This is a genomic window from Lysinibacillus sp. FN11 (assembly GCF_024628845.1).
In the GTDB taxonomy this organism is placed as follows: Bacteria; Bacillota; Bacilli; order Bacillales_A; family Planococcaceae; genus Lysinibacillus; species Lysinibacillus capsici.
This window is the reverse complement of sequence record NZ_CP102383.1, coordinates 1,144,987-1,171,938: the sequence shown is the minus strand read 5'-3', so window position 1 is coordinate 1,171,938 and position 26,952 is coordinate 1,144,987. Positions and strand designations below refer to the sequence as shown.

Here is a 26,952-nt window from a genome sequence, read left to right as displayed (position 1 = left end):
TAGCTGATGCATGTGTGTGTCTATAACTGTGTAACCATTCATTTTGCTTTCCATTTTGTCAACCTGCTTTCTTTCCTCATACCACAACATTATACAACAATTTTGTGCTGTCGTGTTTCTTAATTTCATATATTGTACGTTGCTAGAACAACGTTTTCAAATGATGACTACAGTAAATTTCATTCCACCTCATAGAAGCCTCGTTTTGGGCATAAAAACATGGTCCAATCACAAGAAAAATTCCTATTTAACTATGTAAATAGGAACCTGTCATTATGATAATTCGTATAGCACACAGCTAGCACGGCCATTCGCTTTTGCTTGGTATAAACAGCTATCTGCTTGCTCAAATAGCTCCTTGTATTGATAGTCTTTCTGATTATTCACACAAGCACCCATACTAACCCTTAAAGGATAACTTTGCTGTTCTTGTTCGAGCTTTAATGAGAGCAAATAGGCATGTGTGTTATGGACCAATGTTTTGATATAGTCCTTTTGCGAATGCCTGAAACAAAGGATAAATTCATCTCCGCCATAGCGAATAATTTTCACATCTTCATCCTGTAAAAAATCCTTCAAGCTGTTAGCTAAAAGCTGTAAAATCATATCTCCAAATAAATGACCATGCGTGTCGTTAAATAGTTTAAAATAATCGACATCCAAAACCGTAATACATACATAGGATTGCGCTATTTCGGCTGCATTGAGCCATTCCTGTAGCTCATAGTCTAAAAAATGACGATTTAAAACACCTGTTAATGGATCATAATGTGCTTTTATCTCAAGCTTTTCCTTTTGACGCTTAAATTCCAAGTTCATTACTTGTTGTAATAAATTTGCAACACTCATTTTTTCTGAGAGATCAATATATTCACGCTGTACATCAAAAATTTCATCTCGCCAATCCAATTGATACAATACGTTTAACAGTAAGCGCATCACTTTTTTGTTATCGGCTTATCTCCATAAGATTGGGCAAGATCTATGGCTTGTTTATAATAGAATACGGCTTCTTCAAGCTTTTCCTGTTTTTCAAATAAAAAACCGTAGCCAAACAATGCCGCTACTTTTTCTCGTTTATGATGATGAATAATTGCAGAGGATAAAGTACTGTCCAGCAATGCCTTCCCCTTTTTAAAATCCCCTTCTAAAATATACACATCTGCTAAATTATTATTAATACGAATATCATGTAATTTTGCTAGCTCAGGAATTGTTCTAGCAAGAGATTTATTATATTCTCTAGCTAATAGCCCTGCTTGAAGTGCTTCCTTTGTACAGCCCTTCTCTACCTCTAAATAGCACAGATTATTATGACAGCGAACAAGCATGACAGGATCTTGTAGCTCCTGTGCATAGGCGATAGATTTCTTCGTCATTTCCACCGTTTTTTCACGGATGCCCACTAAATCATAGATTAATGACATCACTAAATGATAATGCATTAAATCTTTTGTCGTACCATAATTTTGACAAATGGCCTCATAATCATGAATAAGATTAACCATGCTTAATGTGTCACCTAAAGAATGATGAACTAATATTTTTTGATAGTACAAATCCATGACATATGCATAGTTATTGCTCTCTAATGCGACTAAAAGACCTTGATCTGCAAGCTTTAGTGCTTTCGTTAAATACCCCTTTGTGCGCATCTCCATTATCGTTTTATTTAATTCTTCTAATGTTAATTCCACCGTTTCATCACTTCTCCATGCCCCATATCATCCAGTTTACTTTGTGCTTTCTCAATTATAAGACATATTTATTCACTTCGTCCCCTTTTTCGTAAGATACCAACTATTACCTACAACGCAAAAATCTCTTGTGACGATTGTTTTAAAATCTTCCATCTGTTTGCTTTAAAATGAATCATTTTATTCCTATAATATGTAATTAATTTTTTTATGTTCTTTACACATTTTTCTCCATTTTTGTCCTCGTTACCTGTTGTTTTTACCCATATGATGAGTTTATTAGCTATTTTAGTATCGAAAAGGGATGTGATGTTGTGAGTATGCAAATTAACCCTTCTGATCCAGCAACGATTCCAAAATTTGTAGATGAACTTCCAAAACCAATGATCGCCAAACCAAAATACAGCAGAGGGCAACAGAAGAATGATTATTACGAATTGGTCATGATGGAAGGCCAGCATCGTTTTCATAAGCATTTTCCAAACTCATTAATTTGGGGCTATAATGGACTTTACCCAGGGCCAACCATAGAAGCTTCAAAAGATAAAACTATCTATGTGAAATACAAAAATCAGCTGCCCTTACAGCACTTTTTGCCAGTAGATTTTACGCTTCATGCTGCAAACGATTCACAAGAAGTAAGAACAGTTACTCACCTACATGGTGCCAATGTGGATTGGCAGAGTGATGGTCATCCTGAAGCATGGTACACAAAAGACTATCGGCATACTGGTCCAAAATTTAATAAGGAAATACATGAATATACGAATCATCAGCCTGGCACTACCATGTGGTATCATGACCATGCCATGGCTTTAACACGTTTAAATGTTTATGCAGGATTAGCAGGCTTTTATTTATTAAGGGATGCCCTTGAGGAACGCTCTAATTTACCATGTGGAGACTATGAATATCCGATTTTGATACAAGATAAATCGTTTAATGAGGATGGCTCATTGTTTTATCCTGACGAACCACCATTTCCCGTGCCTGTTCACCCCTCTATCACACCAGGCTTTGTTGGCAATACGATAGTGGTTAATGGAAAACTATGGCCTTATTTAGATGTAGAGCCACGTAAATATAGATTTCGTTTCCTAAATGGATCTAATCGACGAGGCTATGTCATTAGTCTTTCCAATGGTCAACCAATGTTTCAAATTGGTACAGATGGCGGTTTACTACCAGCCCCACAGCTTATCCAATCTGTCGAGTTGCTGCCAGCTGAACGCACGGATGTCATTATCGATTTTTCAAGCTGTGCTGGACAGGAGATTACCTTACTTAATACTGATACCGATTTCAGTGATGAACATACAAACGTGATTATGCAGTTTCGAGTAATTTTACCTTTGAAATGTGAAGATACAAGTGAAATTCCAGAAAGACTTGCCGTTTCTATGGATCTACATCCACACCATGCACATATAGAAAGACAACTGCCATTGACGGCGACTACCGATGAATTTGGGCGACCTATGTTGCTATTAAATGATCGTATGTACCATGATCCAGCAACGGAAAAACCTTCTTTAGATAGTGTTGAAATCTGGAACTTTATTAATGCTACACCCTTTATCCACCCTATTCACCTACATCTCATTCAATTTAAAATTTTGGAACGAAGGCCGTTTGATTTAGATATCTATCAAAATGAAGGCATCGTACAATTTACAGGGCCGCCTGAAGAACCAAGAGACTATGAGCGAGGTTGGAAGGACACGGTGAAGGCTGACGCTGGAAAGGTTACAAAAATTATTATGCATTGGAAAGATCATGTCGGGAATTATATGTGGCATTGTCATTTCCTTGAGCATGAGGATCATGATATGATGCGACCCATTCTCGTTATGAAAGACGTCCATGCTGTTCAGCAGCCTCATGCAGCAGTAGAACATCCCGTAACACATCAAGAATCAACAGCTCCGACAAGTACTACAAGTACTACAAGTACTACAAGTACTACAAGTACTACAAGTACTACAAGTACTACCCATCATAGCGAATTTTCAGCACCACTATTAAATGAGGTAGAACACTCAGTACTTGAGGAAGAAAAGGTAGCCTTACCTAATGAAGAGGAATCCATTACTATTCATATAGGAGATAATACACGACATATGCCAACGCTACTGTTACCAACCCTTCCTACCAATACTCCTACCAACAGGCATAGTCCTCGTCGTAGAACCAGAAGATTTTAGCTAGGTATCGCTTTACAAAGAAAACTACCAATGAAAAGGTGGTTTTCTTTGTTCTAGCAATTTACTTGGCCTCCAATCGCCATATTCTTTTCGTTACGAAAGCTAATAATAATACACACACAGAGATCATCAGGACTGGTATATAGATATTGGCTTGAAAGTACTCAAATAGCAACCCATACCCCATCTGTCCAAGTGGTGCCATACACTGTGATACTGCCATCATAATCGCCATGACCTTCCCCAATTGTTCATTTGGTGTTTCTTTTTGGACAAGGGTCATTACGTAAATGGAGATGATCGTCATCATCATCGCAATGATAAGCGCACACCCAATAAATAAGCTATACGAGGGATAATAGCCAATTTGAAGGGCGTGAGGGAGTACAGACATAGCCATAGGAATCACCAAAAAGGCTGACACCAATACCCAAATATAGAGGGTGTGCATACGCAGCTTTTTTGCAAAGTAACCCATCGTTAACGCGCCTAAAATCGTCGCAAAATCAATAATCCCCATTCCTATTCCATACAATGTATCACTACTTTTCATCGTGACACGAAGAATAATAGGCACACCAACGATAAAAAGTGGGGTCAATAGTAAATTCAATAAAGCAGCAAGTAGCGTACATTTTAAAATAAATGTTTGCTTCACCACATAAGTAAAACCTTCTTTCATGTCTTTGATTAATGTCGGTACCAAATGACCATCATAGCTACGTTTCACAAATGGGATCGTCATAAACATTTCTACAATAGCCGTAATGAAAAATAATAAACCACTTACTATGACGAGAAGTTTGAGGCCGAGCATTCCATATAAAATCCCACCTAGCACAGGTGCTGTCACCCCCGCTAATGCCTGGACCCCATTGACGATCCCATTAGCCTGCTCAAGCTTTTGCTCACTAACCAATAGCGGAATACTAGCCATTACAGCTGGCGTGTACATCGCACTAATGAATGAAAGAAGCACCATAACCGACCCAATCCATAGCACAGAATGATTGTCTGTTAGTAATACAATAAAAAAAATCAATACAATGCCACTACTGACAAAATCAAATAGGACCATTAAATTTCGCCGATTAAAACGATCTGCTATTGCGCCACCAAATGGTGTAAGTAAAACAGGTAGGCTTGAAATAGCAAAAAGCACAGCAAAAAGATCTGCCCGTCCTGTTATATCTAAAACAAAAAGTGAAAGAGCAAACCTTAAAAGTGCAGAGCCTAAAATAGAAATAATTTGCCCAACTACCATAATGATAAAATCTTTCGAAAAGCCTTTTTCTTTGACTAGCATTTCCATATGAAAAACACCCCTTATTATTTTTAGACCGACAGTCGGTCATTTAATATGTTAAAAAATTGTAGGCACAAGTTGAGGCTTTACAGCTTCTTGAACTTGCCCTACAAATTAGACTGACTGTCGGTTTATAAATAGTATATGTGAACTCTCCAAAAAAAGGAACATTTTTTTATATCTTCCTTTTTGTTCATCCTATTTGCTTTTAAAGTAATGTTTAATTTGCTCAATCATAGCCGTTGTTGCCTGACTAACATAGCGATCTACACTGAAAATAATGGATAGGCTTCGGCTTTGAGCATCATTTGAAAATCATCACCCGATTTGGCATGTATCATATGTACACCCTCTTTATGTGTAGGAGTACTACTATTTCGCTCCTGCTTCTAGTAGAATTTTTTCAATTTCAGTAAATCCTTTTTCTTTAGCCATTGTTAATGGTGTCACACCATATTGATCTACTAATTGTGTATCTGCTCCATGTTCAACTAATAGACGAACTATTTCTTGTTGCTCTTCTCCACCATCATTGAGGAGAATGGCTTCAATCAATGGTGTCCAGCCACAAATATTTGTATGGTTGACATTGATGTCTGTAGTCGTTACAAGTTCACGAACTACCTCTACAAAGCCCTTCTCACTTGCTGGATGAATCCCTACACCGCCAAAGCGTGTTAAACGCTCTAAATCTGTGTTTGCTTGTAGCATTATTTTCACAAGCTCTAACTTTCCATTTATACATCCATACAAAAATGGGTTCAAACAAATTTGATCTTGAAGGTCAATATCTGCACCTTCCTGAATCAAAAATTTTACTGTTTCTAATTGATCATTCATTGCAGCAAGTATAATTGCTGTACGTTTGCGCTTATTTTGAGAATTAATATCCACACCTTGTTGTAAATAACCTTTCAGAGCATTAATATCACCTGCTTCAGCTGCAGTTAAAAATTCTGAGACCACATTTATATCTACCAATTTCATTCCTCCATTTCTCTGACCTATTGTTCATTTTGACTAAAAAGAAATAAACTGCGAGAATGTTATTACTTTCACATTTCCGTCTTACAAGCTTTATTTTATTCTCTTATCCTGTAGATATCATTGTTTAGCAAAACCAAAAAGAATGTAGATCATTTAGGCAATATGTACAATGTTTTGTGATAAGATTATGGCGAAGGAGTGAAATCATTTGCTAACAATTAAAGATATATTAGAGATAAAAGCACTTGAAGGAATTAAAATTGTTGCTGGAGAGCAAGGAATTCACAATGAAATTGCACTTGTGAACATTATCGAAAATCCCGATGCATTTGATTGGCTGACACCGAATGAATTACTGTTAACGACTGGTTACATCTTCCAAGATGACGAAGCCTTACAAAATAAAATCATCCAAGAAATCTCTAAAATCAATTGTGCAGGCCTTGTTATTAAAATGAGACGCTATTTACAAAAGACGCCTCAAAACATGATCGATATTGCCAATCAGCATGGATTGCCGTTATTAGAGTTACCTTATAATTACACCCTTTCCAAGGTCATCTCGATTATCAATGAAAAGGCATCTGGACGTTATGATCTATTAAATAGAAAATCTTAGGACATGCACAATACGCTATTTAAGGTGGCACTTGAAGGAGGAGGCATTGAATCCATTTCCTCTAAATTAGCTGAAACAATTAATAACCCGATAATCTTTTTAGATAATGACTGGAATTTACTGCATTATACAGATCTTGATACGAATCCTGTACCACTTGCCTATGGGATCAACCTACAGAAGAATCGTCCAACATTTTCAAAGGATTTTATTGATACCATTCCAAACGATCTCAACGAAATGCAAAAATCCATTACACGAATCTATCAATTAGAAGATCTAGCAGTAACCTGTAGAATTCTCCCTGTCGCAGTGGCCAACTATATTTATGGCTATATTGTCATTTGGCAAACTGTACGGGATCTGAATGAGTTTGATTTCATCGTTTTAGAGCAAGCCTCCACGATTGTGGCACTAGAAAGGATAAAACAGAAGGAAATTGAGGGTGTACGTTTAAAGATTAAACAAGAGTTTTTTGATGATTTATTGACTGGAAAAATCACTTCGCTTGAAACGCTACAAACACTATGTGATCTCCACGGCTTAAAGATCAACCATAAATATTTTTGCATCGTCATCTCTATTAGCCATGAAAATTTGCAAAACCAGCATGATTTAATCTCTAGAAAATACGAAACCGATAATATTGCAAAAAATTGTATGAACTTAATTTATGAGCACTCTAGCACAATTAATGGGGAAATTACATGCCTTTATCGCAATAACCAAATCATTATATTAGTTGGACAGCAAGACGACAAACAAGATTTCACGATCAATGAAACAAAGCAATACGCAGAAAACATTCTCCAATTATTAGTACAACAACATACGCAAACCTCCTTCTTAATTGGAATTGGCAAAGAATATAAACATATACGTTTTGTCCATAAAAGCTTTGCAGAGGCACATGAAGCTCTCCGTCTTATGCACCGCTTCGAAGAGCGTGGAGCAGTGGCTCATTATGCAGATCACTCCATTTATCATTTTTTAGATTCAAATATTAATGAAGTGCAGCTAAAGGACTTTTTCTTAGAAAGCTTGGGTTCTGTCTTTGAGCACGATCTATTACACGGGACAAGCTATCTACTTACATTAGAAAATTACTTTATCAATCATATGAATATAAGTGAAACAGCCAAGGAAATGTTTATCCATCGCAACACGTTAATTTATCGAATTGAAAAGATTAAAGAAATTTTAAAAACCGATCTAAAAAGCTATGAGGAGCTGTTACAAATCCAGCTAGCTTTGAGAATCTATCGCTTGCTTGGTAAGTCTTTATACCACGATGAATTCGCAGACTAGTATCAAAAGGTGGTGATCGCATCACCTTTTTTGATGACCATTCATTTCATATTCAGTTCATAAACGCATGCTATAGTAAAGCCATAGAAACGAAATACATTGTTTTCAGACAATGAAGGAGGCTTATTTCTTTGCAAGAAACATCAAATGATATGTCTAAACAAAAAGATTGGCGCCGTTTTATACAATTAGTAAAACGTGCCGAACCACCGATTTGGCTACTTGTCATCGCTTTAGTGATGAGTTTAGCAACGACAGGTGTAGGGTTTATTGTTCCATTATTTACAAAACAATTAGTGGATGGCTTTTCGTTAGAATCGCTTAATTATTGGCAAATCATTATACTGGGTATTGCCTTTATTGCACAGGCTATTGCCAGTGGATTATCCATCTACTATTTAAATCGAGTTGGACATCATGTTGTGGCAAAATTACGCGACCAGCTATGGAGAAAGCTGTTGCATTTACCAATCCCCTATTATGATGAACATGATACCGGTGAAACATTGAGCCGTGTTACGAATGACACAGCGGTTGTGAAAGAGCTTATAACAGAGCATTTAGCCAACTGTTTATCTGGCGTTATCTCCATAATAGGTTCTATTATCATTCTTCTATTTTTAGATTGGAAAATGACTTTAGTCATGCTGATTGCCGTGCCATTGGCTATGGTGATCTTAATGCTGCTAGGGCGACGCATGTTTGTGATTTCAAAAGGGATGCAAGATGAAACAGCGAAATTTACGTCTGTATTAAATCAAGTATTACCTGAAACGCGCCTAGTCAAGGCTTCAAATGCTGAGCAAATTGAATATGAGCGTGGAAAAAAGGGCATTACTAATCTCTTTACATTCGGCTTAAAAGAAGCAAAAATCCACGCACTGATTTCCCCGCTGATTTCATTCGTTCTGATGTCCGTGCTTGTAGCTATTATTGGCTATGGTGGTGTTCGTGTTTCCTCTGGAGAGCTGACGGCTGGCGATATGGTGGCATTTATTTTATATTTAATCCAAATCATTATGCCAATGACGCAATTAACGATGTTCTTTACCCAGCTCCAAAAAGCCATGGGTGCTACAGAACGAATTAGTGCATTACTTGAATACGAGGAAGAACATATTGAAGAAGGCTTAACTGTAGAAAAAGTAGATCAACCCATTTATGTTAAAAATGTTGATTTTTCTTATGGTGAGGAACCCATTTTATCCGATATTAATTTCACAATTGAGCCAGGCAAAGTAACAGCCATTGTGGGTCCAAGTGGTGGCGGTAAAACAACTACATTTTCTCTGCTCGAACGATATTATCAGCCAACAAACGGTAGTATCATGCTAGGAGATACACCTATCGAAACATTCTCACTCCACTCTTGGCGCAGTCAAATCGGCTATGTAGCGCAGGAAAGTGCCCTGCTATCAGGAACGATTCGAGAAAATATTTGCTATGGTATTGACCGTGAAGTGCAAGATGATGAGCTAGAAAAAGTGGCTAAAATGGCCTATGCGGATCAATTTATTAACGAACTTCCAGACAAGTTTGACACTGAAGTTGGAGAACGAGGCATCAAGCTTTCAGGAGGACAACGTCAGCGTATCTCTATCGCAAGAGCGCTATTACGTAATCCGCAAATATTAATGCTGGATGAAGCAACATCAAGCTTAGATAGTAAATCAGAAATTTATGTACAAAAAGCATTAGACAACTTAATGCAAGGACGCACAACACTAGTCATTGCGCATCGTTTATCGACAGTGGTAGATGCCGATCAAATATTGTTTATTGAGAAAGGGCATATTACTGGCTGTGGTACACACGAAACACTCTTTGAAACACATGCTATGTATCGTGAGTTTGCCATGCAGCAATTACGCATTAAAGACGTTGAATAGAGGGGTTTGTTGAGATGACAAAACTATTAGTCGTGGATGATGATGCACATATTCGAGAATTGGTAAAAGTGTTTCTGCAAAATGAGGGCTTAGAAGTGATAGAGGCTATCGATGGTGTCGATGCACTGTCTAAATTAGACACTGAGAAAATCGATATGGTCGTGATGGATATTATGATGCCCAATATGGATGGCTGGGCATTATGCGAGGAAATACGTTCATTCAATACAGATCTACCAATCCTTATGCTAACAGCTAAAGGAGAAACCTCTCAAAAAATCAAGGGCTTTCATTTAGGGACAGATGATTACCTTGTAAAGCCATTCGAGCCTGCCGAGCTAATCGTACGTGTTAAGTCTATTTTAAAAAGATATCGTATCTCCCTTTCTCAAGTTTTAGAGGCTGGTAATGTCAAATTAAATCGCCATACATATGAAGTGGAAATGAACGGCGAGACGATTCTACTTCGTCTGAAGGAGTTCGAGCTATTATTTACACTTGCAAGCTATGTTGGCAAAACCTTTTCCCGTGAACAATTAATCGAAGAAATATGGGGCTACGACTATGAGGGAGATGAACGAACAGTTGATGTCCATATCAAAAGAATACGAGAACGCTTTCCACAGGAGACGAGCGGTATTACCATTCGCACCATTCGTGGTCTTGGTTACCGCCTGGAACTAGGCACATGAGAAAACGAAGATTCTTGTTAAGATTAGTGATGGTCTTTTGCCTGTTTCTTGTAGCAAACACCGTTTTCGCTTTTATTTCCTATCATGTAACTACGTGGCTATATGGTCGGTTAGGGGTAGAGCCTCAGGGATTTTGGCTACAACTAGCAACAGTGATTGGTGTATTTGCACTCTTTGCCTGTTCAGCAGCCATTATCTTTTTCATCGGACTAAATCGACAACGCAACTATTGGGACACGATTGTAGATGCATTAAGCCGTATGGCAAAAGGTGATTTTGATGTTCAACTGGATTTAAGAGCAGATGAGGAGGATCAATTTGGGCAATTGATTCATGGTATTAATCATATGGCCGTTGAGTTAGGTGAACTGGAAAGAATGCGTCAGGAGTTCATTTCCAACGTCTCCCATGAGATTCAATCACCTTTAACGTCTATTAATGGCTTTGCAAAGGCGCTGAAAAATATTAACCTACCTGAAGAAAAACGTCAGCATTATTTAGCTATAATCGAATTAGAAAGTAATCGTTTATCAAAAATTAGCGACAATTTGCTCAAGCTAACTTCCTTAGAATCGCAGCATCATCCATTTGAACCTATAACTTATCGACTCGATAAACAATTACGTAATGTAGTGTTGGCACTGGAACCGAATTGGTTAGCCAAACAGATTGACTTTGATCTCGATCTTGATAACCTGAGCATCACTGCAGATGAGGATTTGATGAATCAAGTCTGGATGAATTTGCTGACAAACAGTATTAAGTTTACACCTACCAATGGAACCATCACATTATCTATGAAAAAGCAATTCCACACGATAATGGTGATGGTTCAAGACACTGGTATTGGCTTAACAGAAGAACAACAAAAGCATATTTTCGAAAGATTTTATAAGGCCGATCACTCGCGAACTGCTGGAAATGGCGGTAGCGGATTAGGGCTAGCCATTGTCAAAAAAATAATTGAGATGCATCATGGAACCATTGCTGTAGAAAGCAAAATAGCAGAATATACAAGATTTTTGATTACTGTCCCCATCAACAGTACGCCAACTCGTGCAAACGACTAACACCGTCTGCATGAGTTATTTTTTCTAATAAGCTACTTTGCTAAAGTATCGATATACTTTATTTAGTTTTTGCTGTTGCTTCCCCTTTTTACTTTCCATATTACCAAACTCAAAAAACTTCACTTTTTTCATTCCAACAAACTTAAACAACGCCCTTTTCATTAAAATTTTATGTGCATTGTTCAACCATAAAAATGGATAATTGGTTGGCCCCTTCATCGTGGACACACAAACTACAGACTTCCCTTTTAAAAGACCCTCTGGAAATAACCCCTTTGTATCTCGATAAGCAAAATTTGCTGCAAATAATTGGTCGATATACCCTAACAGCATGGCTGGCGGTCTCCCCCACCAGATCGGATAAACAAATACAATTTGATCTGCCCAAGAGAGCTGTTGGCGGTATTTCTCCATTTTCGGATCCCGATACATATCACGACGTCGTTTATGTTCATGGAAAATTAAGCGTGGATCAAACTCTTCTTCATATAAATCGAGTATCTGAATCTCCTCAATTGCAGGGTTCTCACGACACCCCTTTATCACTTCTTGTAAAAAAGCATAATTTAAACTTTTATGGTTGGGGTATGTATAAACAATTAACGTTTTCATTGTGTGCCTCCTCATTACTTATCATTTGATAACAAAATAATAGTTCATTTCATTTTAGTTGTCAAATGATAATTGTTTTAGGACAAGTTATTTGTTATCTTGACAGTAAGAGGTGATCCCATTGAATAAAAGCGCTTTATTTCATCAGTTTGTAGCATTTACAGCAACAGTCCATCAAGTGACACATGATCTCACACAAAATGTTACCGCTGCGAATATCACACCGCTACACTATAAAATTCTTGAATATATTAAAGTAAGCCAACCTGTCACACCAACCGAAATCAGTGAGTGTCAGCATATGTCCTTACCCAACACTAGCCGTGAACTTCGGAAATTGCAGGAACGGCAGCTAATCGAAAAATTTAGTGACACAGCCGATCGTAGAAAACAGTATGTCCGTTTGTCCAAAGAAGGTGAAAAATTGATGGAGGAGGCATTTGTCTGTATAGAAGAACGCTTTTTACAGCTTATTCACCACGCAACACAGGATGATCTAAAGGACATCCAGCATGCTCTAACCATTTTAGAGGAAAAGGTTTTTCATCAAAACGACTAAGACTATACTTCTTTGATCACTATTGGCGTAGCAGGGGACGAGATCTTTTTTTGACTGAATTGCTTTTTCTTTGGTTTGAAGTGATCATTTTTTATTCAAAACCGCTCTTTCTCTGGCTCGGAGTGCTCACTTTTGAACCGCTACCGCTCTTTCTTTGGTTTAAAGTGCTCACTTCTTATTCACAGCCGCTCTTTCCTTGGCTTGTAGCTCTCTCTTTTAAATTGCTCATCTCCTTGCTCGAAGTGATCACTTCTAAACCAAAAACTGCTCATTCTTCTTCATGGAATCATTTTTCTTTTCACGCAAAAAGGTTAGCCATAATTTGACTTGATTCATTAAAAATCTTTAGTGTCACGCACCACAGATTCGTAACCACTTTGTCTTTTCTTTAATAGTATAAAGGTGAGTAGAAGGAGGAGTCTCAAGTGGAAGTAGTAGTATTTGATCGGGAGTGGATTGAAGAACAGTTTGAAACACTTCCATTATGGCAACAGTCGGCCTATACAGATTTTGCTGCCACGATTGCGGATGAAGCGAATACGTTTCCATGTATACCAGCAAGAATGGGCTTTTTATCAAACCATTTGCGCTATAGTTTTATCGGGGATCCACGGGAAGAGCAATCGATTAAAATGTTAGCACAATGCTTAAAGGACTATACGAAAGCATCACGAACTTTCGGGAAGTATACAACTCTTACTGTGTTCTTTCATACCCCTCACGATATGCAAGATAGCTTTGAGGTGGCAGATTATCAGCAGTTATTTTGGTCCATATTAAATAATTTAACCAATTTGGATGAGATGAATTGGCCTGAGGGAATACCAATGGAGCCTACTCACCATGAATGGGAGTTTTGCTTTCATGGTGAACCCTATTTTATCTCTTGTGCAACACCAGCTCATAAATTACGAAAGAGTCGTCATTTTTCCACTTTATTAATGGCCATTCAACCACGTTGGATATTCGATGATATAAACGACACCACAGCCTTTGGGCGAAAAATCAAAAAGCTCATTCGTCAGCGGATTGCAGACTACGACACAGTCCCAGGACATCCAGATTTAAAATGGTATGGGCAAGAAGATAGTTATGAATGGAAACAATACTTCTTAAGTGATGATAACCATAGTCCATCCAAATGTCCTTTTTTAAGGATGTCTCAGGCAAATGGTTCATTACGTAATGTTTTTTTGCCTTTTCACAACAATCCAGGTCGCCACACTGATTAAGACTATAAAGAGCAGGCTCACGTAAAAACCGAGTCTGCTTGTTTTTTCACCTAAAGTTCCAGATACCGTCACAGCAATGAGCAACATCCCCATACCATTCTTTACATGCCCCCACTTTGTTAACTCCATGAGCTTCCAGTAGGTCACTAAAATAAAAAGCCAATTATAGATCAACATTAAACCCGCCGCTGTAATCAAATATTCAAAGATTTTTTCTGGCATCAAAAAACCAATCACAATTGTGATTACTAGTCCACTCGTTAAAAATAAAAGGGCTGGAAAAGGAACTTTCATTTTTCCTTTCTTTGCAAGTACTGCCGGTGCATCATGATCCTCTGCAAGTGTAGTGAGAATGGTGATAACCGCATAAAGCGAGGCCACCATTGTTGAAAAACCAGCAATGATTAGCACACCATTAAATATATCTGCCACATAAGGGATATGGTATCCTTGAAGCGCTGTAATAAAAGGACTTTCATCGATCGAAAAGTCTTTCCACGTAACGAGTGCTAATGAAAGGGCGATGGCCATGATGAAAATAACGGTAATCACGATCAGCATAATTCTCCCCGCTTTTGGCGCCTCTTTTGGATTTTTCAAATCGATGACCATTAAACCCATCACTTCAATTCCTCCATAGGCATAAAAGGCATAAAGTAATCCGAGCCAAATACCTTTTAGTCCTTGTGAAAAAAATGCTTCATAATTAGCCTGAAGTGAAGCCATTGTAGTAGATGGTGTACCTCTCATGATGATGAACACTGCTACAATAATGAACATAATGATGGCAGCTGCCTTTAAGGCACCGAAGATATTTTGGAAATTTTCAAAGCCCTTCATGCCTGTGAGAATAACAACTAAACCAATAGCAGCATAAATCGAGGCAGCAACCCACAGGGGCAGCGCCGGAAACCAAAATTTCGTAAAAATGCCGAGCGCCATCAGCTGGCTTCCCATGATTAATAGCTCAGAAATTAAGTACACCCAGCCATTGCTAAATCCTGCCCAGCGTCCAAAGGCTTGCTTGGCATAGGTACGAAATGAGCCTTTATCTGGGTTTTCCACAGACATTTTAACAAGTGCATCATACACGATATACGTACAAATGGCCGCTAATAAAAAAGGAATTAATACGGCAGGCCCACTTTTATGAATGGCCATACTTGTCCCAAGAAAAAAGCCAGTGCCCAAAGTACAACCAATACCTAGAAGCGAAAGCTGCCACCAGGCCATACTTCCTTTAGCTGATTTTGAAGTCATTGTTCTCAACCCTTCGTTACGTTCTTACCAATGGCAATGTCATACATCGAATGCCACCACCGCCTTTTTCAAGCTCAGTGACATCAACTTCAAGCAAGTTTTTATTCTTCAGTAGTGGATGCGCCAATAATTGTGGCTTTGCCTGCTTACTTATTATGATTGTTTCTGGATTCAGGTTAATAAAGTTGATGTCTGGAATGGTCTTATACGAGTCAAGCCAGTAAACATCCAAACCATGACGCTTTAAAAATGACTCTACCATATCAAAACGACTGCTTTGAACTGTTAATACCTGAACAGGATAATGGCGTACAAAGCTTTTAGCAACAACCAGATTCGCGTTTACAACATTACAATTCATATCTAAATGCAGCGTATCATTGCTTTTCGGTAAATCAATTACGGCAATTTCAGAAAACCCCTCCTGAAAAATGCTTTCCTTTAAGCTTTCGATAGCTTCTATCGATGTTCTCATTCCAAGATTAATAAGCACAGCATCTTTATTTAAAATTAACAAATCTCCGCATTCGAAGGAATGAAGCGGTTGCAAATTAGCTTTCCATTGTTGTGGAAACCATTTTTCTAATAGTGAATGTGCAAGAGGGTACTCTGGTTTTCTAAGTGAGCTTCCAGCATTTCCAAGTAAAAGTCGATTCCCAATGACACAGGCTAGGTCACGCACAAAATAACGATTAAGCAGCTGTTCACTTAATAGCTGCTGATCATGGGCTAGTTCCCTTGCATAATCAAGTACATGTACCCCTGCGTTTTCGAATGTTGTCTTTAATGCCATGAAATTATCCATTGCCTTCTGATGGTTGACTGCATCACTCCAACCAACCTGCTCTGCTATTGTTAAATCCGTTACATCTACGACGGAAGGTGCACAAAGCATCACCACTTTCAGTTCTCCATGTTCTGACCAACAATTTAGTTGAAATGAATCCATTCAAGTATTCTCTCCTTCTTCACAACAATCTCTGTTAGCGTTACCATTGACTTTAAGATTATACAAGGACCATAATCAAGAAAATTTCCCCAATTAAATGTAGGTATTAAACAATCGTTTTACCTGGTTTGGTGGTCTATTACTGTAAAAAAGATAGAAGGGAGGATGGGGACTTCCTGGTAGTTTGCTGAAATTAGGCAAGGGCTTAAAGAATACTGTTAAAAGGACTAGCCATTACGAATTTACAGTTACTAGGTGGTTTTTCACGTACTAATTGTTACCTTAAAGTCAATTGTACGCCGTTACCGCATTCTTCTATACAAGAGATGGACTCGGTCATTTAGTGATTGATTACAATGAATCAGAGATACAGCAATATTTATCTCTTCTCCATTTACCAAACGATTTAAAAGACCATCGATATATCGCATAATTAATTTAGAGAGAAAACAAGCCGTTCTCTCTCTAATTGTCATGTAAAATATTCTAATTTTGCTTGAGGGAAAAACTTCTGCATGTAACCATACAGATGCTCTTTTATATCTTCCTCTTCCTCTTTTTGATAGATATATTTACCAATGCCGTATTTACCCCATTTATATCGTCTTACCGTCTCGTCGAGCTCTAGCTTTGTCATTGGATAATTTTTTTCAATCACTCGTTTTGCAGGTTTTGTAAAGCGATGTTGAATAAATTCAAAGGTGATGTCATCGCGCACATCCTTTGGCAATTCAGCATCCAATCGCTCAAACATACGATAATAGCCCTCCTGCCAGCCATCATGAAGATAGATTGGGGCAACAATAAATCCGAGTGGGTATCCAGCTCTTGCCACTTTCCCCGCTGCCTCAATGCGCTTTTCCAATGGTGATGTACCTGGCTCAAAGTGCTTAATCACATAATCAGCATTGACACTAAAACGAAACCTTGTACGACCATTATGCTTGGCATCTAATAAATGATCCACATGATGGAATTTTGTTACAAATCGTAACTGACCTAGCTCACTTTGTCCAAAATGCTCAATGGCTCGCTTTAAGGTATGTGTAAGATGATCAATCCCTACAATGTCAGAAGTACAGGATGCCTCAAAGCGAGTGATGTCAGGTGCTCGTTCTGCCATATAGTGATCGGCCTGTTCTAGGATTTCATCGACATTGACATACGTCCGAATATAAGGTTTGCTGCCCATAGTTGTTTGTAAATAGCAATAATGACAATGTCCCATACAGCCAGTCGCAAATGGGATGGCATATTCCGCTGAGGGCTTAGATGTATCAAACTTTAATGTTTTTCGGATACCCACTACTAAGGTCGATTTTGCTACCCGATACTTTTGAAAATCATTGTCTCCAGGAAGGTTTCTCACTTGATTATGGGAAGTGGTATAGCGAATTTCAATTCCCATCTGCTCAAACTTCTCTTTTAGCTCCTGACCTAATGGATACTGGAGGGCATCTGGCTCAAAATAAACAAGCTGAGGGGTAAATGGCTTCATCATGTGAGTCCTCCCTTAATGAAAATACTGGTGATAGGCCTGTTCAGCCGCCATCTCACTTGCAAAAATTACCATATCATTCGTGATTGGATAATAGGTTTCAAATAAAAATAGAGCTAGCTCCTCTGGTTTTTCTGGATGATAAACGACTGCTGCTTCCTGTATATTCGTTACATCTTGAATATGTGGATTGCGGTAAAAAATATAAACAATATCACCCACATCAAATGGTTGTTGCATCTCTTCACCTTCCTCTGCCTTTCCATTAGTTTGGTGAAAGTGTACAAAAAATATGTCATAAAAAATTTAGTTGGTAAAATCCAATATATTTTCGGTTATTTTTTAATAAAATAGCAAGCTAGTGATGGTATAAACAATTATGAGCAAGAAAATTGCCACTGCCTAAGCATTGTAACGTCGTCCTTCAATTTAACCTGCTTTATTCAACTCTCCTGCGTTGAATAGTGGGACGATATCCACTCAAAATCCCCTAACTCTTTTCAGTCCAGTTATAAGGAAAATAAGCCAGAAAAAGTATCAATACTGTGTGATGGTTAAATTTTCTTCAAAAGGTAAAAGAGTGAAACTTTTATGCTGCTCATACGTTAAATTAGGTGTCATGCTAAGTCAATCAAATGGCATGCAGAAGGGTGGAATTTATGAAAAAAATATGGACTTTACTTTTTGCTGCGATACTTATTGTACCGTTATTATTACAGCCGGCAACCGCACAAGCGGCAAAAGCCATCACAATTAATGTGGATGGGGTTCAATTAAAAACCGATCAGCCACCAGCGATGATTCAAGGACGTGTTATGTTGCCACTTAGAGCGATCTTTGAAGCATTGAATGCAAGCGTAAACTGGGACCAAAAGACTCAAACAGTCACAGGGATAAAAGGTGATACAACGGTAGTTCTCAAGATTAAATCAAAGACAGCTACTATTAATAACCAGACAGTAACGCTTGATGTACCAGCACAGGTATTAAAAGGTAGAACAATGGTGCCAGTACGCTTCGTCAGTGAAGCACTTGGTCAGGATGTTGATTGGAACTCGGAAAAGCAGCAAGTATCTATTAAAACTGACAAAGACATCCCAAGTAATAATAGTATTGCTCCAGTGAGCAATGTGTCAGTTCGAGATGTCAATGATCAGGGAGATGGGCGTGATCTTGAGGTTAACTTCTCTAAATCGTCTACAGAATCATACGTAGATCATTATCGGGTTATGGTTGTGAAGGCTTCTAAAAGTTTTAATGTTTCATCAGCTCTGAAAGTCTCCTCTTCTAATTATTCGGTGGTATCGACTTCAAATTCGAATCGTGCCGTAACTTTATCGCAAAGCACACGAGATGTGGACGGAGACTACATAAAAAATGATCAGTCTTATGTGGTTTATATACTTGCCATTGGCAAAGGTTCTTATTCTAGCGTATTATCAACTTCTTCACCGAAAATTACACTAACAAACATGTCTACTGTTACCGCGGTAACAAATGTGAAGATTAGCGATATTAATGATTTTGGCGATGGACGTGATGTCTCAGTTAGCTTTACTCGTCCACAAAATGATAGCAATACTTCCAATTACCGTGTGTTTATAGTAAAGACCAAGGATGCTAACAATTTTAGTCTTACCACTGCAAATAATTTATCCAGCAATTATTATACAACAGTGGACAAATCGGGAAGCAACGGCAGTACGTTGATAGCAACACTGTCCTCCTCAACACGAGATACTTCAGGTGACTTTATAAAGCATAACGAATCCTACACAGCGTTCGTTATGTCTGTAAGTAATACGAATTCGGGCATGAATAAACTCTCGCCTGCTTCATTATCAGTAACGCTTACTGTATCTACTCCGACTATTACACAAGTAGATGATGTTAATGATTTTGGTGATGGACGCGATTTGAGAGTTAGCTTCAACAAAGTGTCTGATGAATCTAATGTTAACTCTTACCGAATTTTTGTTGTAAGAGCTAACAACTATACGAACTTCACATTGACTAAAGCCAACAGTTTATCTAACACTTATTACACACAAGTGAACAAAACAGGCAACAATATTACTCAGGTACTCTCTGCAGGGGCAAAAGATACTGACGGTTATGCCATTCAAAATGGCGTTAGCTATCGTGTATTTATTATGGCAGTAACTAATAACTCTGCAAATAATGTGCTATCTTCAGCCTCCAATATGATTTCGCTGCTTAGCAACAATGTGGGTGCAGTGTCGAATATTATTGCCAGCGATGTGAGCGATTATGGTAACGGTCGCGACCTCTTTGTGTCATTCAATAAAGCTGTTGATGAGACACCTATTAATCACTATCGAATTATGGTGGTACCAACAGCAAATTACAATAGTTTTAGTCTGACGGATGCTAATAGCATATCCAGCAGCAATTACACGACTATTAACAAAACTGGGAAATCCACATATGAGCAAGCGTTATCTGAAAATACTCGGGATGTACGCGGAAATTCTATTAAAGAAGGTACGAACTACCGTATCTATGTATTGACGGTTGCCAATGGAAATACCATAGGAAACAATGCGCTAACTGCCGCAACATCTACGATTACACTAACTAAAAACTTCACTGTGCAAGCTGTAACTAATCTAAATGTTGCAGATATAGATGATAAAGGGGATGGCCGTGATGTGCAAGTAACATTCACGAAGCCTACGGATGAATCGAATGTTAATCATTATCGGATTCTAATGGTACCAACTGCATATTACAGTAGCTTTAATCTTTCACAAGCCAATAGTAGCTCTTATTACATCACAGAAGGCAAAGGTGGAAATTTAGTAGCAAATAGAACCTTGGATGGGATTAGGGATGTACGAGGTAATTTTATTACAGAAGGAACTAGCTATCGCGTCTATGTACTGACTGTTGCAAATGGTAATTCTTCAAATGCCTATGCACTGTCCTCTCCTTCATCTGTGATTACAATTAGTAAAAGCAAAGCTGTTCAGGCAGTAAGCAATATTAATGTAAGCGATGTTGGTGATTATGGAGATGGTCGAGATCTACAGATATCGTTTACAAAACCTTCTGATGAATCAAATATAGATAGCTACCGTATTCTAGTTGTACCCGCATCAAAGGCAAATAACTTTGATCTGAACACAGCTATTAGAGCAACTAATTATACAGGTTGGGGTAAAGGCCAGTATAGTATGAAATTGGGAGCTACTAGTAAAGATACAGACGGTAGACTTATAACGAATGGCGAAGAATATCGCGTATATATATTGTCTGTAGGCAGTGGGAATTCTAAGGAAATGTATAGCTTATCCTACCCATCTTCCTACATTGCTTTGGAAGACCTTTCAGCCTCTGGATCAGTGGAGAAAGTGACACTTAGTATTTTGAATAAGGGATATAAATATAACGATATAAACATTAGCTTTGATGTCAAAAATAGTCAAAGCGTAACGGAGTATAGAGTGTTTATGTTACCTAAGGATAAAGCAGATAGTTTCAAATTGGAGGATGCTATTAAAAGTACACATAGTACTAGAATTTTTCCGAATAGCCTTCCCAACGTTAGCCAAGCGCTAAGCACACCTTTAGATGCATTTGGTAATCAACTTGATTCATCTACAGAATATGTTGCTAAGGTTCTGATTTTGGCGAAAGGAACTTATTCGCTATCAAACACATCCAATAATTCAGTGCAACTCCAGAAATCTCCTGATAATATCAATAATGAGGCGGCCCAAGACCCTCAAATTAATTAATTGGTCCATTATTTTTTATAGCAGGTACTCCCTATGGCGTATACATCACCATAGGGAGTACTTTCTTGTTTTGTAATAATGGATTACTTTTTATGGCTCGTATACTGAACGACAACTTCCTATAGTTCCTTTGTCATCTGTACCTGCTCTGTTGTCACCTTTAATCCTTGCTTCAATAAATAGCTCGTTGCTGGATTGCTCGCTAAGAAATTCACTGTCGTCAAATGGACTTTATCTGTTGTAATACTTGCTAAAAACTGCGGGAGTAAATCTACATTACTATCTTCTAGTATTACCAATTGGTAAAGTAGAATACGTTCCACCTCACCACATTCATTCCACAAGGTTTTGTATAGCATATAGCCCAGTGGTTCATTGCTATCATTATAAAACACCCTTGCTTCTCCCTGCTTTACGCTCTGCCAGCTACACTGCCATGGAACATTTTCCTGATAGAAAGATCGATGTGCTAGCTGCTCTGGGCGAATGGCCTCTATTTGAAGGGCTACTGTAGGTATCGCCTTCGCTTCATACTCGCCGCTTAAAAATAGTAATTGATTGGCAACCACATAGCCATATTTTTTATACAAAGCAATGGCTACTTGATTTTCCTTAATCGCTTCTAACGTGCCCAATTCAACATTTTCTCTCTTATAGATAGCTAGGGTTTCCTCCATTAGTAGGCGCGAGACTCCCTTACCACGATACGCTGGAGAAATACCAGTCCCCCCATTCCAAGCTGTTTTTTGGCCATCGATGGTACGAAAGCCATTCACCACAATGGCAATTGGTTCCTCTTGATCAAAAACGACGATAGAATGCTCAGGAGATAGCCCCTCCCCCACTAGTCGCTGTAAAAACATTTCTGCTGTCATATTAATTTCAATAAAATAACCTTCAAAGCCTTTGTTCCATGCTTTCAATACTTCATCTAATGTGCATTGTGCAACTGTTTTAATCTTCATACTCTCCCTCTTTTCAAATGGAATCTAATGCTGCTAAATTTTCTAAGGTTAGTTTTTTCACAATCTCATAACCTTGTCCTTGACCTTTAGGCTTTATGACAACCGTCCCCATATTCGAAATGATACCCAGCCCCACATCTCTTGGAAAGCTATGACCAATAATTATGTTGTTTATGCCCTCGGGTGGGATGATTTCCAGCATTGTTGTAGAAATCGTTAATATACTGCTTTGCACTACTGTAGGAAGACTGCCACCTAGCATAAAGATTTCAAACAAGAAGGGGTCAATTTGGATATTGCTGTTTGGAAATGCCAAACGTGCTGTTTCAATGGTCCGACAAAAAGGACTGGTAGTGATGGTGGAAAGGATGGGAATTTGCCAATAGCGTAGCATTTGACCATAATAAATTGCCTCCCTACGACCTTGATCTGATAAATTCCGTTGATTTTGACAACTTTGAAATGTACTATATGCTTGATCTACACCAATAGTTGCTGTCCCGTGTCTTGCATATAAAGTGAGCCCACCCCTTCTCAATAACGCTAGGAGACCCTTTTCCATTTTCTTCATCTCCTTCATCATATCACTTTCTACTTTGTAATGTATGTGCTATACATAGAAAAAACTCCCACAACTTTTTGTAGGAAGCTTTTTTTCTGTTATTTTATTGGAATTCTGACAATAGCAGTCGTTTCTAAATGTTTTGATGAATCAATTGAAATATGACCATTATATTTAGTGATAATTTCTTTGACAATAAATAAGCCTTGTCCTCTTAGTCTACCATTCTCATGTTTTTTCGTTGAAAATCCTTGTTTAAATATTTGATCAGGATTCGCAATATTTGGCCCTGTATTGGTAATTTTAAATTCATACTGTGATTCATCTGCAGTACAGCAAATCTTAATTTTACGTTGTTCCTCAGGTAATTCAACAGCAGCATCAATCGCATTATCAATTAAATTGGATAGAATCTTGATTAAATCTGTCGTTTTAATCCTATTAAAGTCATTTTGAGAAATCGTAAAATCCATATCAATATGATGATTTTGAGCCGTTAATTTCTTCGTTTGCAATAAGATGGACAAACCTGGATGATCAATATTTAATTTTAATGACTTAATCGCTTGCACTTCTTTCGATAGTGAGGATAAATATTGTTTCGCCTGATCTGTTTTTTCTAATTGTAATAAACCATGTAACACTTGAATATGGTTTGTAAAATCATGACGTAGGGACGACACCGAAGTAATCAATGTTTTGATTTCTGCTAGATACGTGTCTTCTGTAGCGCCAACTTCCTTCGCCACCTCTTTTTGATACCATCTTTGTAAAAATAAAAAAGAACCGATGACAATTAAAATAAGTACACCATTAAAAATAAAATTAAATAGGTTGTCTTCAATGACTTTACCCTTAATACCATTTAGCGTATCTGCACTAATGTCAATGCCTAAATACCCGATAATTGTTCCATTATCATCTTTGATGGGTGCACCAACAGATAAATAAGACCCATGTTCAGAATCATGAATTACCTCTGTAACATAGGTTTCACCATTATAGGCCTTTTCTACATGCTTTGCAGGAACAGTACAAACTACTCCAATACCGAAGCCCTCTTTCATTTCTTTTGGCATGCCTGTAATCATGGCTATAGATACTTCAGGATTATCCACCTTTAAAGTGTAAACAAATAGTGCACCTAATTTTATCCTAGCATCGTTTAAATAATTTCTTACTTTCCAATAATAATCATTTTCCTGTGGATTATTTAAAAATTGCTGATAGGCATCCGTATCAATGGATGCAGCAATAGAATGGGCTGCCTCTAAACTTTGATTGGCAATCGACTCTTCAACGGTCTTTTTTATTTTTACATAGGATGTAAAGACGTTTAAACTTGTAAACAAACATAATAAAATCGTTGATAGAATTAATATTAGTTTTATTTTTCTATTTTTCATAAAAAACGGTACTTCCTCATCTATAAATATTCTAGAATATTATTATATTATAATTAACTCTATTTTTTTGTTTGTAAAGCAAACATTGCTTGTATATCCTACATAAATTAAAACACAAAATCAATTTTTATTTTATTCATACCCAAAATTACACACTGTAACAAATAGTTTAATAATCCCTGACAAGAAAGTAAACTAAAAAGGTAAGCAATAATGTTTTATGTCTCATTTCCTAATTTAAATGGAAAATTAAAAGACTAACAAAAAGATCAGGTATCCACTATACCTGATCTTTAATAAAATTACTTATTTTTTTTTTCTGAAGTACGTGTTCGATCCTGGGGCTTTAAAAAGGCAGGCCGTTTACTATAGCCCTTGGGAGAGAGTCGTAATAATGACTTACCAACATCCCCTTTTTCAAAATCTGCACTAAAGTTTACATACGGTACTCCTAAGACTTTCATATTTGTAGTATACAAAAGGATGAAAAACACGGCTATAAAAAAACCAAATAAACCAAAAAACGCCGAAGCCATAATAATGATTAATCGAAAAATACTCATAGCCGTTACAAACGATTGATTGACCAATGTAAATGCAGCGATACTGGAAATGGCAATTACAACAATCATTGAGGGGCTTGTAACACCTGCTTTAATAGCAGCATCTCCAATAATTAGCCCCCCTACCACACTAACTGAGCCACTGACTGCACTTGGAAGACGTAAGTTGGCTTCACGAAACAATTCAAACATAAATAGCATCATTAAAATTTCTAGAATAGTTGGAAAAGGCAATCCCGTTCTCGATTCGACAACTGTTGCAAGTAGTAGAAATGGAAGCTGTTCTTGATGATAAGTTGTCAATGCAAGCCAAAAACCTGGCAGCAGCATACTTATTAATATCCCGACAATTCTGAGTAATCGTTCCATCGAGCTAACAATGATTGGGTACTCATTATCCTCTGCCGATTTAAAGAGCAACATAATATTCGTAGGTGTAATTATAGCATAGGACACACCATCAATCATTAAGAGTATTCTTCCTCTAATTAACGCCTGCATTGCAAAATCAGGTCTACCTGTATAATCATGTCTTGGAAGAATTGTCGCTGTCTTTTCAACTGTTTCCATTAATAAGTCACCATTGATAACAATATCCGTATCAATTTTTTGTAATTGAAGTCGAATTTGTTCCAGCATATCTAAATTTACGATGTCTTCCATATATAAAATGGCTACGGTTGTTTTAGAACGCTTGCCAATTTCTAATGTCTCTACACTAAAAGAATTAGTGGGTAATCGTTTTCTTAATAAAGCAATATTAATAAAAACGTCTTCAATAAAGTCATCTCTAGGTCCCTTTACTACTAGTTCTAATGTTGTTTCCCCTGGCTCTCGATTGGGTCTTTTTGAAATATCACTAGAATAAAGTAATTGATTTTCTTCAAAATACAATAAGACATGTCCTTTATAGACCCTAGTTACCGCATCCTCTTTCGATAAAATCTTTTGTAAATAGGGAATGTGTAAATGCTGTTCGATTTCTTCCTCTAGCATGTCCTCAGTGACATTGCTTAACAAAGATTGAACACGTTGAACAACCACAGTTTGAAGAATTTGCTCATTGACCATTGCATCACAAGTTATCAAATGTACTGTATATTGCTGAAAATTATATTGTTGGAAAATCACATCAGCAGAGCGTTGAAATAGTGATTTCAACATTTTCAAATTAATTTGTTCCATTGATGAAATACTTCTCATCTCCTACTGAGCCAGCTCAAGATTAGTACATTTATGAAAACAATCACATTCAATAAATACACTTAAGCATATTTTTCCCATGGTTGTTCAAAATATTCAAAGAAACAAATGTTGTGACGACTATTTAAATTGTCCTGATCCAATCATTTTCTTTAGATTTGCCATCTCAATTGCAGACATTGCCGCATCATAGCCTTTATTACCAGATTTCGTTCCTGCACGTTCAATTGCCTGTTCAATATTTTCGGTAGTAACAATTCCAAAAATAACTGGTACATTCGTTGACAATGACACATTGGCAATGCCTTTTGCAGATTCATTACAAACATAATCATAGTGTGTTGTAGAGCCACGAATAACAGTACCTAAACCAATAATGGCATCATACTTCTTTGTTTCTGCTAGTTGTTTTGCCATAAAAGGAACTTCAAAAGCCCCTGGCACCCATGCAACATCAATAGATGCAGGATCAACCCCATGACGAATTAAACCATCCATTGCCCCATCCAATAATTTGCTAGTAATGAACTCATTAAAACGACCCACTACTACTGCAATTTTCAAATCCGTTCCAATTAATTGTGCTTCAAATGTTTGACCCATTGTTCTT

At 37.6% G+C, this 26,952-nt stretch carries 23 protein-coding genes; 9 read left to right on the top strand and 14 right to left on the bottom strand.

Translation table 11 applies throughout. The annotated features are described in order from the left end of the window. Window positions 1-273: 273 nt before the first annotated feature. Together NP781_RS06055 and NP781_RS06050 are read right to left on the bottom strand one after the other, a co-directional pair. Window positions 274-939 (bottom strand): GGDEF domain-containing protein, encoded by a 666-nt coding sequence (locus NP781_RS06055; RefSeq protein WP_257521753.1) that lies wholly within the window; start codon window positions 937-939, stop codon window positions 274-276. Beyond that, window positions 939-1,697, bottom strand: a complete 759-nt coding sequence (locus tag NP781_RS06050) for a tetratricopeptide repeat protein (RefSeq protein ID WP_257521752.1) — start codon at window positions 1,695-1,697, stop codon at window positions 939-941. The genes NP781_RS06055 and NP781_RS06050 overlap by 1 nt, the downstream gene beginning before the upstream one ends. A 320-nt stretch (window positions 1,698-2,017) precedes the next feature. Between NP781_RS06050 and NP781_RS06045 the strand changes: the two genes are divergently transcribed. Continuing rightward, window positions 2,018-3,901, top strand: a complete 1,884-nt coding sequence (locus tag NP781_RS06045) for a multicopper oxidase family protein (protein WP_257522503.1) — start codon at window positions 2,018-2,020, stop codon at window positions 3,899-3,901. A gap of 61 nt (window positions 3,902-3,962) precedes the next feature. Here NP781_RS06045 and NP781_RS06040 read toward each other — a convergent pair whose 3' ends face one another. Both NP781_RS06040 and NP781_RS06035 read right to left on the bottom strand, forming a co-directional pair. Further along, complete coding sequence (locus NP781_RS06040; RefSeq protein WP_221680670.1) at window positions 3,963-5,213, bottom strand: MFS transporter; 1,251 nt, start codon at window positions 5,211-5,213, stop codon at window positions 3,963-3,965. A gap of 366 nt (window positions 5,214-5,579) precedes the next feature. Beyond that, window positions 5,580-6,188, bottom strand: coding sequence for an ankyrin repeat domain-containing protein (locus NP781_RS06035; protein ID WP_306830718.1), 609 nt, complete (start codon window positions 6,186-6,188; stop codon window positions 5,580-5,582). 214 nt (window positions 6,189-6,402) lie between these two features. On the opposite strand from NP781_RS06035, the gene NP781_RS25600 reads away from it, so the two are divergent. The 5 genes from NP781_RS25600 to NP781_RS06015 all read left to right on the top strand — a co-directional run bounded on the left by NP781_RS25600 (window position 6,403) and on the right by NP781_RS06015 (window position 11,772). Next, entirely contained in the window at window positions 6,403-6,813 is a 411-nt protein-coding gene (locus NP781_RS25600) for a PucR family transcriptional regulator ligand-binding domain-containing protein (protein WP_373880540.1), read from the top strand. A gap of 3 nt (window positions 6,814-6,816) precedes the next feature. Further along, window positions 6,817-8,121: a PucR family transcriptional regulator gene (locus NP781_RS06030; RefSeq protein ID WP_373880539.1), complete on the top strand. Its 1,305-nt coding sequence runs from the start codon at window positions 6,817-6,819 to the stop codon at window positions 8,119-8,121. A 131-nt stretch (window positions 8,122-8,252) separates the two neighbouring features. After that, window positions 8,253-10,010 carry an ABC transporter ATP-binding protein gene (locus tag NP781_RS06025; protein ID WP_257521750.1) on the top strand — a complete coding sequence of 586 codons (1,758 nt, stop codon included), beginning with the start codon at window positions 8,253-8,255 and terminating at the stop codon, window positions 10,008-10,010. A 14-nt stretch (window positions 10,011-10,024) separates the two neighbouring features. Continuing rightward, window positions 10,025-10,702, top strand: coding sequence for a response regulator transcription factor (locus tag NP781_RS06020; RefSeq protein ID WP_257521749.1), 678 nt, complete (start codon window positions 10,025-10,027; stop codon window positions 10,700-10,702). Beyond that, window positions 10,699-11,772 carry a sensor histidine kinase gene (locus NP781_RS06015; RefSeq protein ID WP_221680666.1) on the top strand — a complete coding sequence of 358 codons (1,074 nt, stop codon included), beginning with the start codon at window positions 10,699-10,701 and terminating at the stop codon, window positions 11,770-11,772. The genes NP781_RS06020 and NP781_RS06015 overlap by 4 nt, the downstream gene beginning before the upstream one ends. Before the next feature lie 24 nt (window positions 11,773-11,796). On the opposite strand, the gene NP781_RS06010 is transcribed toward NP781_RS06015, so the two are convergent. Next, a complete protein-coding gene (locus NP781_RS06010) occupies window positions 11,797-12,384 on the bottom strand; it encodes an NAD(P)H-dependent oxidoreductase (RefSeq protein WP_004232802.1) in 588 nt (195 codons plus the stop codon). Between the two features lie 121 nt (window positions 12,385-12,505). On the opposite strand from NP781_RS06010, the gene NP781_RS06005 reads away from it, so the two are divergent. Further along, window positions 12,506-12,943 (top strand): MarR family winged helix-turn-helix transcriptional regulator, encoded by a 438-nt coding sequence (locus NP781_RS06005; RefSeq protein ID WP_221680665.1) that lies wholly within the window; start codon window positions 12,506-12,508, stop codon window positions 12,941-12,943. Between the two features lie 425 nt (window positions 12,944-13,368). Further along, window positions 13,369-14,175, top strand: coding sequence for a YqcI/YcgG family protein (locus NP781_RS06000; protein WP_257521748.1), 807 nt, complete (start codon window positions 13,369-13,371; stop codon window positions 14,173-14,175). Here the strand turns inward: NP781_RS06000 and NP781_RS05995 are convergent. The 4 genes from NP781_RS05995 to NP781_RS05980 all read right to left on the bottom strand — a co-directional run bounded on the left by NP781_RS05995 (window position 14,122) and on the right by NP781_RS05980 (window position 18,122). Continuing rightward, window positions 14,122-15,435: an amino acid permease gene (locus NP781_RS05995; RefSeq protein ID WP_257521747.1), complete on the bottom strand. Its 1,314-nt coding sequence runs from the start codon at window positions 15,433-15,435 to the stop codon at window positions 14,122-14,124. The two genes, NP781_RS06000 and NP781_RS05995, sit on opposite strands and share 54 nt — an antisense overlap. 16 nt (window positions 15,436-15,451) lie before the next feature. Further along, the gene (locus NP781_RS05990) at window positions 15,452-16,384 is read right to left on the bottom strand and encodes an arginine deiminase family protein (protein ID WP_257521746.1); all 933 of its coding nucleotides are present in this window, start codon (window positions 16,382-16,384) and stop codon (window positions 15,452-15,454) included. 472 nt (window positions 16,385-16,856) lie between these two features. Continuing rightward, entirely contained in the window at window positions 16,857-17,885 is a 1,029-nt protein-coding gene (gene splB, locus NP781_RS05985; RefSeq protein ID WP_036219626.1) for a spore photoproduct lyase, read from the bottom strand. A 12-nt stretch (window positions 17,886-17,897) separates the two neighbouring features. After that, window positions 17,898-18,122, bottom strand: coding sequence for a transcriptional regulator SplA domain-containing protein (locus NP781_RS05980; protein WP_004232790.1), 225 nt, complete (start codon window positions 18,120-18,122; stop codon window positions 17,898-17,900). A 419-nt stretch (window positions 18,123-18,541) separates the two neighbouring features. Between NP781_RS05980 and NP781_RS05975 the strand changes: the two genes are divergently transcribed. Continuing rightward, window positions 18,542-21,643 (top strand): copper amine oxidase N-terminal domain-containing protein, encoded by a 3,102-nt coding sequence (locus NP781_RS05975; protein WP_257521745.1) that lies wholly within the window; start codon window positions 18,542-18,544, stop codon window positions 21,641-21,643. A gap of 119 nt (window positions 21,644-21,762) precedes the next feature. Here NP781_RS05975 and NP781_RS05970 read toward each other — a convergent pair whose 3' ends face one another. From NP781_RS05970 to ribE, 5 genes are all read right to left on the bottom strand, one after another. After that, window positions 21,763-22,608: a GNAT family N-acetyltransferase gene (locus NP781_RS05970; RefSeq protein WP_257521744.1), complete on the bottom strand. Its 846-nt coding sequence runs from the start codon at window positions 22,606-22,608 to the stop codon at window positions 21,763-21,765. 13 nt (window positions 22,609-22,621) lie between these two features. Next, complete coding sequence (locus tag NP781_RS05965) at window positions 22,622-23,170, bottom strand: histidine phosphatase family protein (RefSeq protein ID WP_257521743.1); 549 nt, start codon at window positions 23,168-23,170, stop codon at window positions 22,622-22,624. 98 nt (window positions 23,171-23,268) lie between these two features. Further along, the gene (locus tag NP781_RS05960) at window positions 23,269-24,576 is read right to left on the bottom strand and encodes an ATP-binding protein (protein ID WP_257521742.1); all 1,308 of its coding nucleotides are present in this window, start codon (window positions 24,574-24,576) and stop codon (window positions 23,269-23,271) included. Window positions 24,577-24,878: 302 nt separating this feature from the next. Next, the gene (locus NP781_RS05955; protein ID WP_257521741.1) at window positions 24,879-26,324 is read right to left on the bottom strand and encodes a spore germination protein; all 1,446 of its coding nucleotides are present in this window, start codon (window positions 26,322-26,324) and stop codon (window positions 24,879-24,881) included. Window positions 26,325-26,462: 138 nt separating this feature from the next. Beyond that, on the bottom strand, window positions 26,463-26,945 hold the full coding sequence (gene ribE, locus NP781_RS05950) for a 6,7-dimethyl-8-ribityllumazine synthase (RefSeq protein WP_221680656.1): 483 nt from the start codon (window positions 26,943-26,945) through the stop codon (window positions 26,463-26,465). Window positions 26,946-26,952: the final 7 nt, after the last annotated feature.

Excerpts from the sequence above, each read along its gene's own strand:
- NP781_RS05970 (WP_257521744.1), bottom strand. The coding sequence starts at position 22,608 with ATGAAGATTAAAACAGTTGCACAATGCACATTAGATGAAGTATTGAAA.
- NP781_RS06020 (WP_257521749.1), top strand. The coding sequence starts at position 10,025 with ATGACAAAACTATTAGTCGTGGATGATGATGCACATATTCGAGAATTG.
- splB (WP_036219626.1), bottom strand. The coding sequence starts at position 17,885 with ATGATGAAGCCATTTACCCCTCAGCTTGTTTATTTTGAGCCAGATGCC.
- NP781_RS05960 (WP_257521742.1), bottom strand. The coding sequence starts at position 24,576 with ATGAAAAATAGAAAAATAAAACTAATATTAATTCTATCAACGATTTTA.
- NP781_RS05965 (WP_257521743.1), bottom strand. The coding sequence starts at position 23,170 with ATGGAAAAGGGTCTCCTAGCGTTATTGAGAAGGGGTGGGCTCACTTTA.
- NP781_RS05975 (WP_257521745.1), top strand. The coding sequence starts at position 18,542 with ATGAAAAAAATATGGACTTTACTTTTTGCTGCGATACTTATTGTACCG.
- NP781_RS06055 (WP_257521753.1), bottom strand. The coding sequence starts at position 939 with ATGCGCTTACTGTTAAACGTATTGTATCAATTGGATTGGCGAGATGAA.
- NP781_RS06015 (WP_221680666.1), top strand. The coding sequence starts at position 10,699 with ATGAGAAAACGAAGATTCTTGTTAAGATTAGTGATGGTCTTTTGCCTG.
- NP781_RS06045 (WP_257522503.1), top strand. The coding sequence starts at position 2,018 with ATGCAAATTAACCCTTCTGATCCAGCAACGATTCCAAAATTTGTAGAT.
- NP781_RS06030 (WP_373880539.1), top strand. The coding sequence starts at position 6,817 with ATGCACAATACGCTATTTAAGGTGGCACTTGAAGGAGGAGGCATTGAA.
- NP781_RS05990 (WP_257521746.1), bottom strand. The coding sequence starts at position 16,384 with ATGGATTCATTTCAACTAAATTGTTGGTCAGAACATGGAGAACTGAAA.
- ribE (WP_221680656.1), bottom strand. The coding sequence starts at position 26,945 with ATGGGTCAAACATTTGAAGCACAATTAATTGGAACGGATTTGAAAATT.
- NP781_RS06010 (WP_004232802.1), bottom strand. The coding sequence starts at position 12,384 with ATGAAAACGTTAATTGTTTATACATACCCCAACCATAAAAGTTTAAAT.
- NP781_RS06040 (WP_221680670.1), bottom strand. The coding sequence starts at position 5,213 with ATGGAAATGCTAGTCAAAGAAAAAGGCTTTTCGAAAGATTTTATCATT.
- NP781_RS05955 (WP_257521741.1), bottom strand. The coding sequence starts at position 26,324 with ATGGAACAAATTAATTTGAAAATGTTGAAATCACTATTTCAACGCTCT.
- NP781_RS05980 (WP_004232790.1), bottom strand. The coding sequence starts at position 18,122 with ATGCAACAACCATTTGATGTGGGTGATATTGTTTATATTTTTTACCGC.
- NP781_RS05995 (WP_257521747.1), bottom strand. The coding sequence starts at position 15,435 with ATGACTTCAAAATCAGCTAAAGGAAGTATGGCCTGGTGGCAGCTTTCG.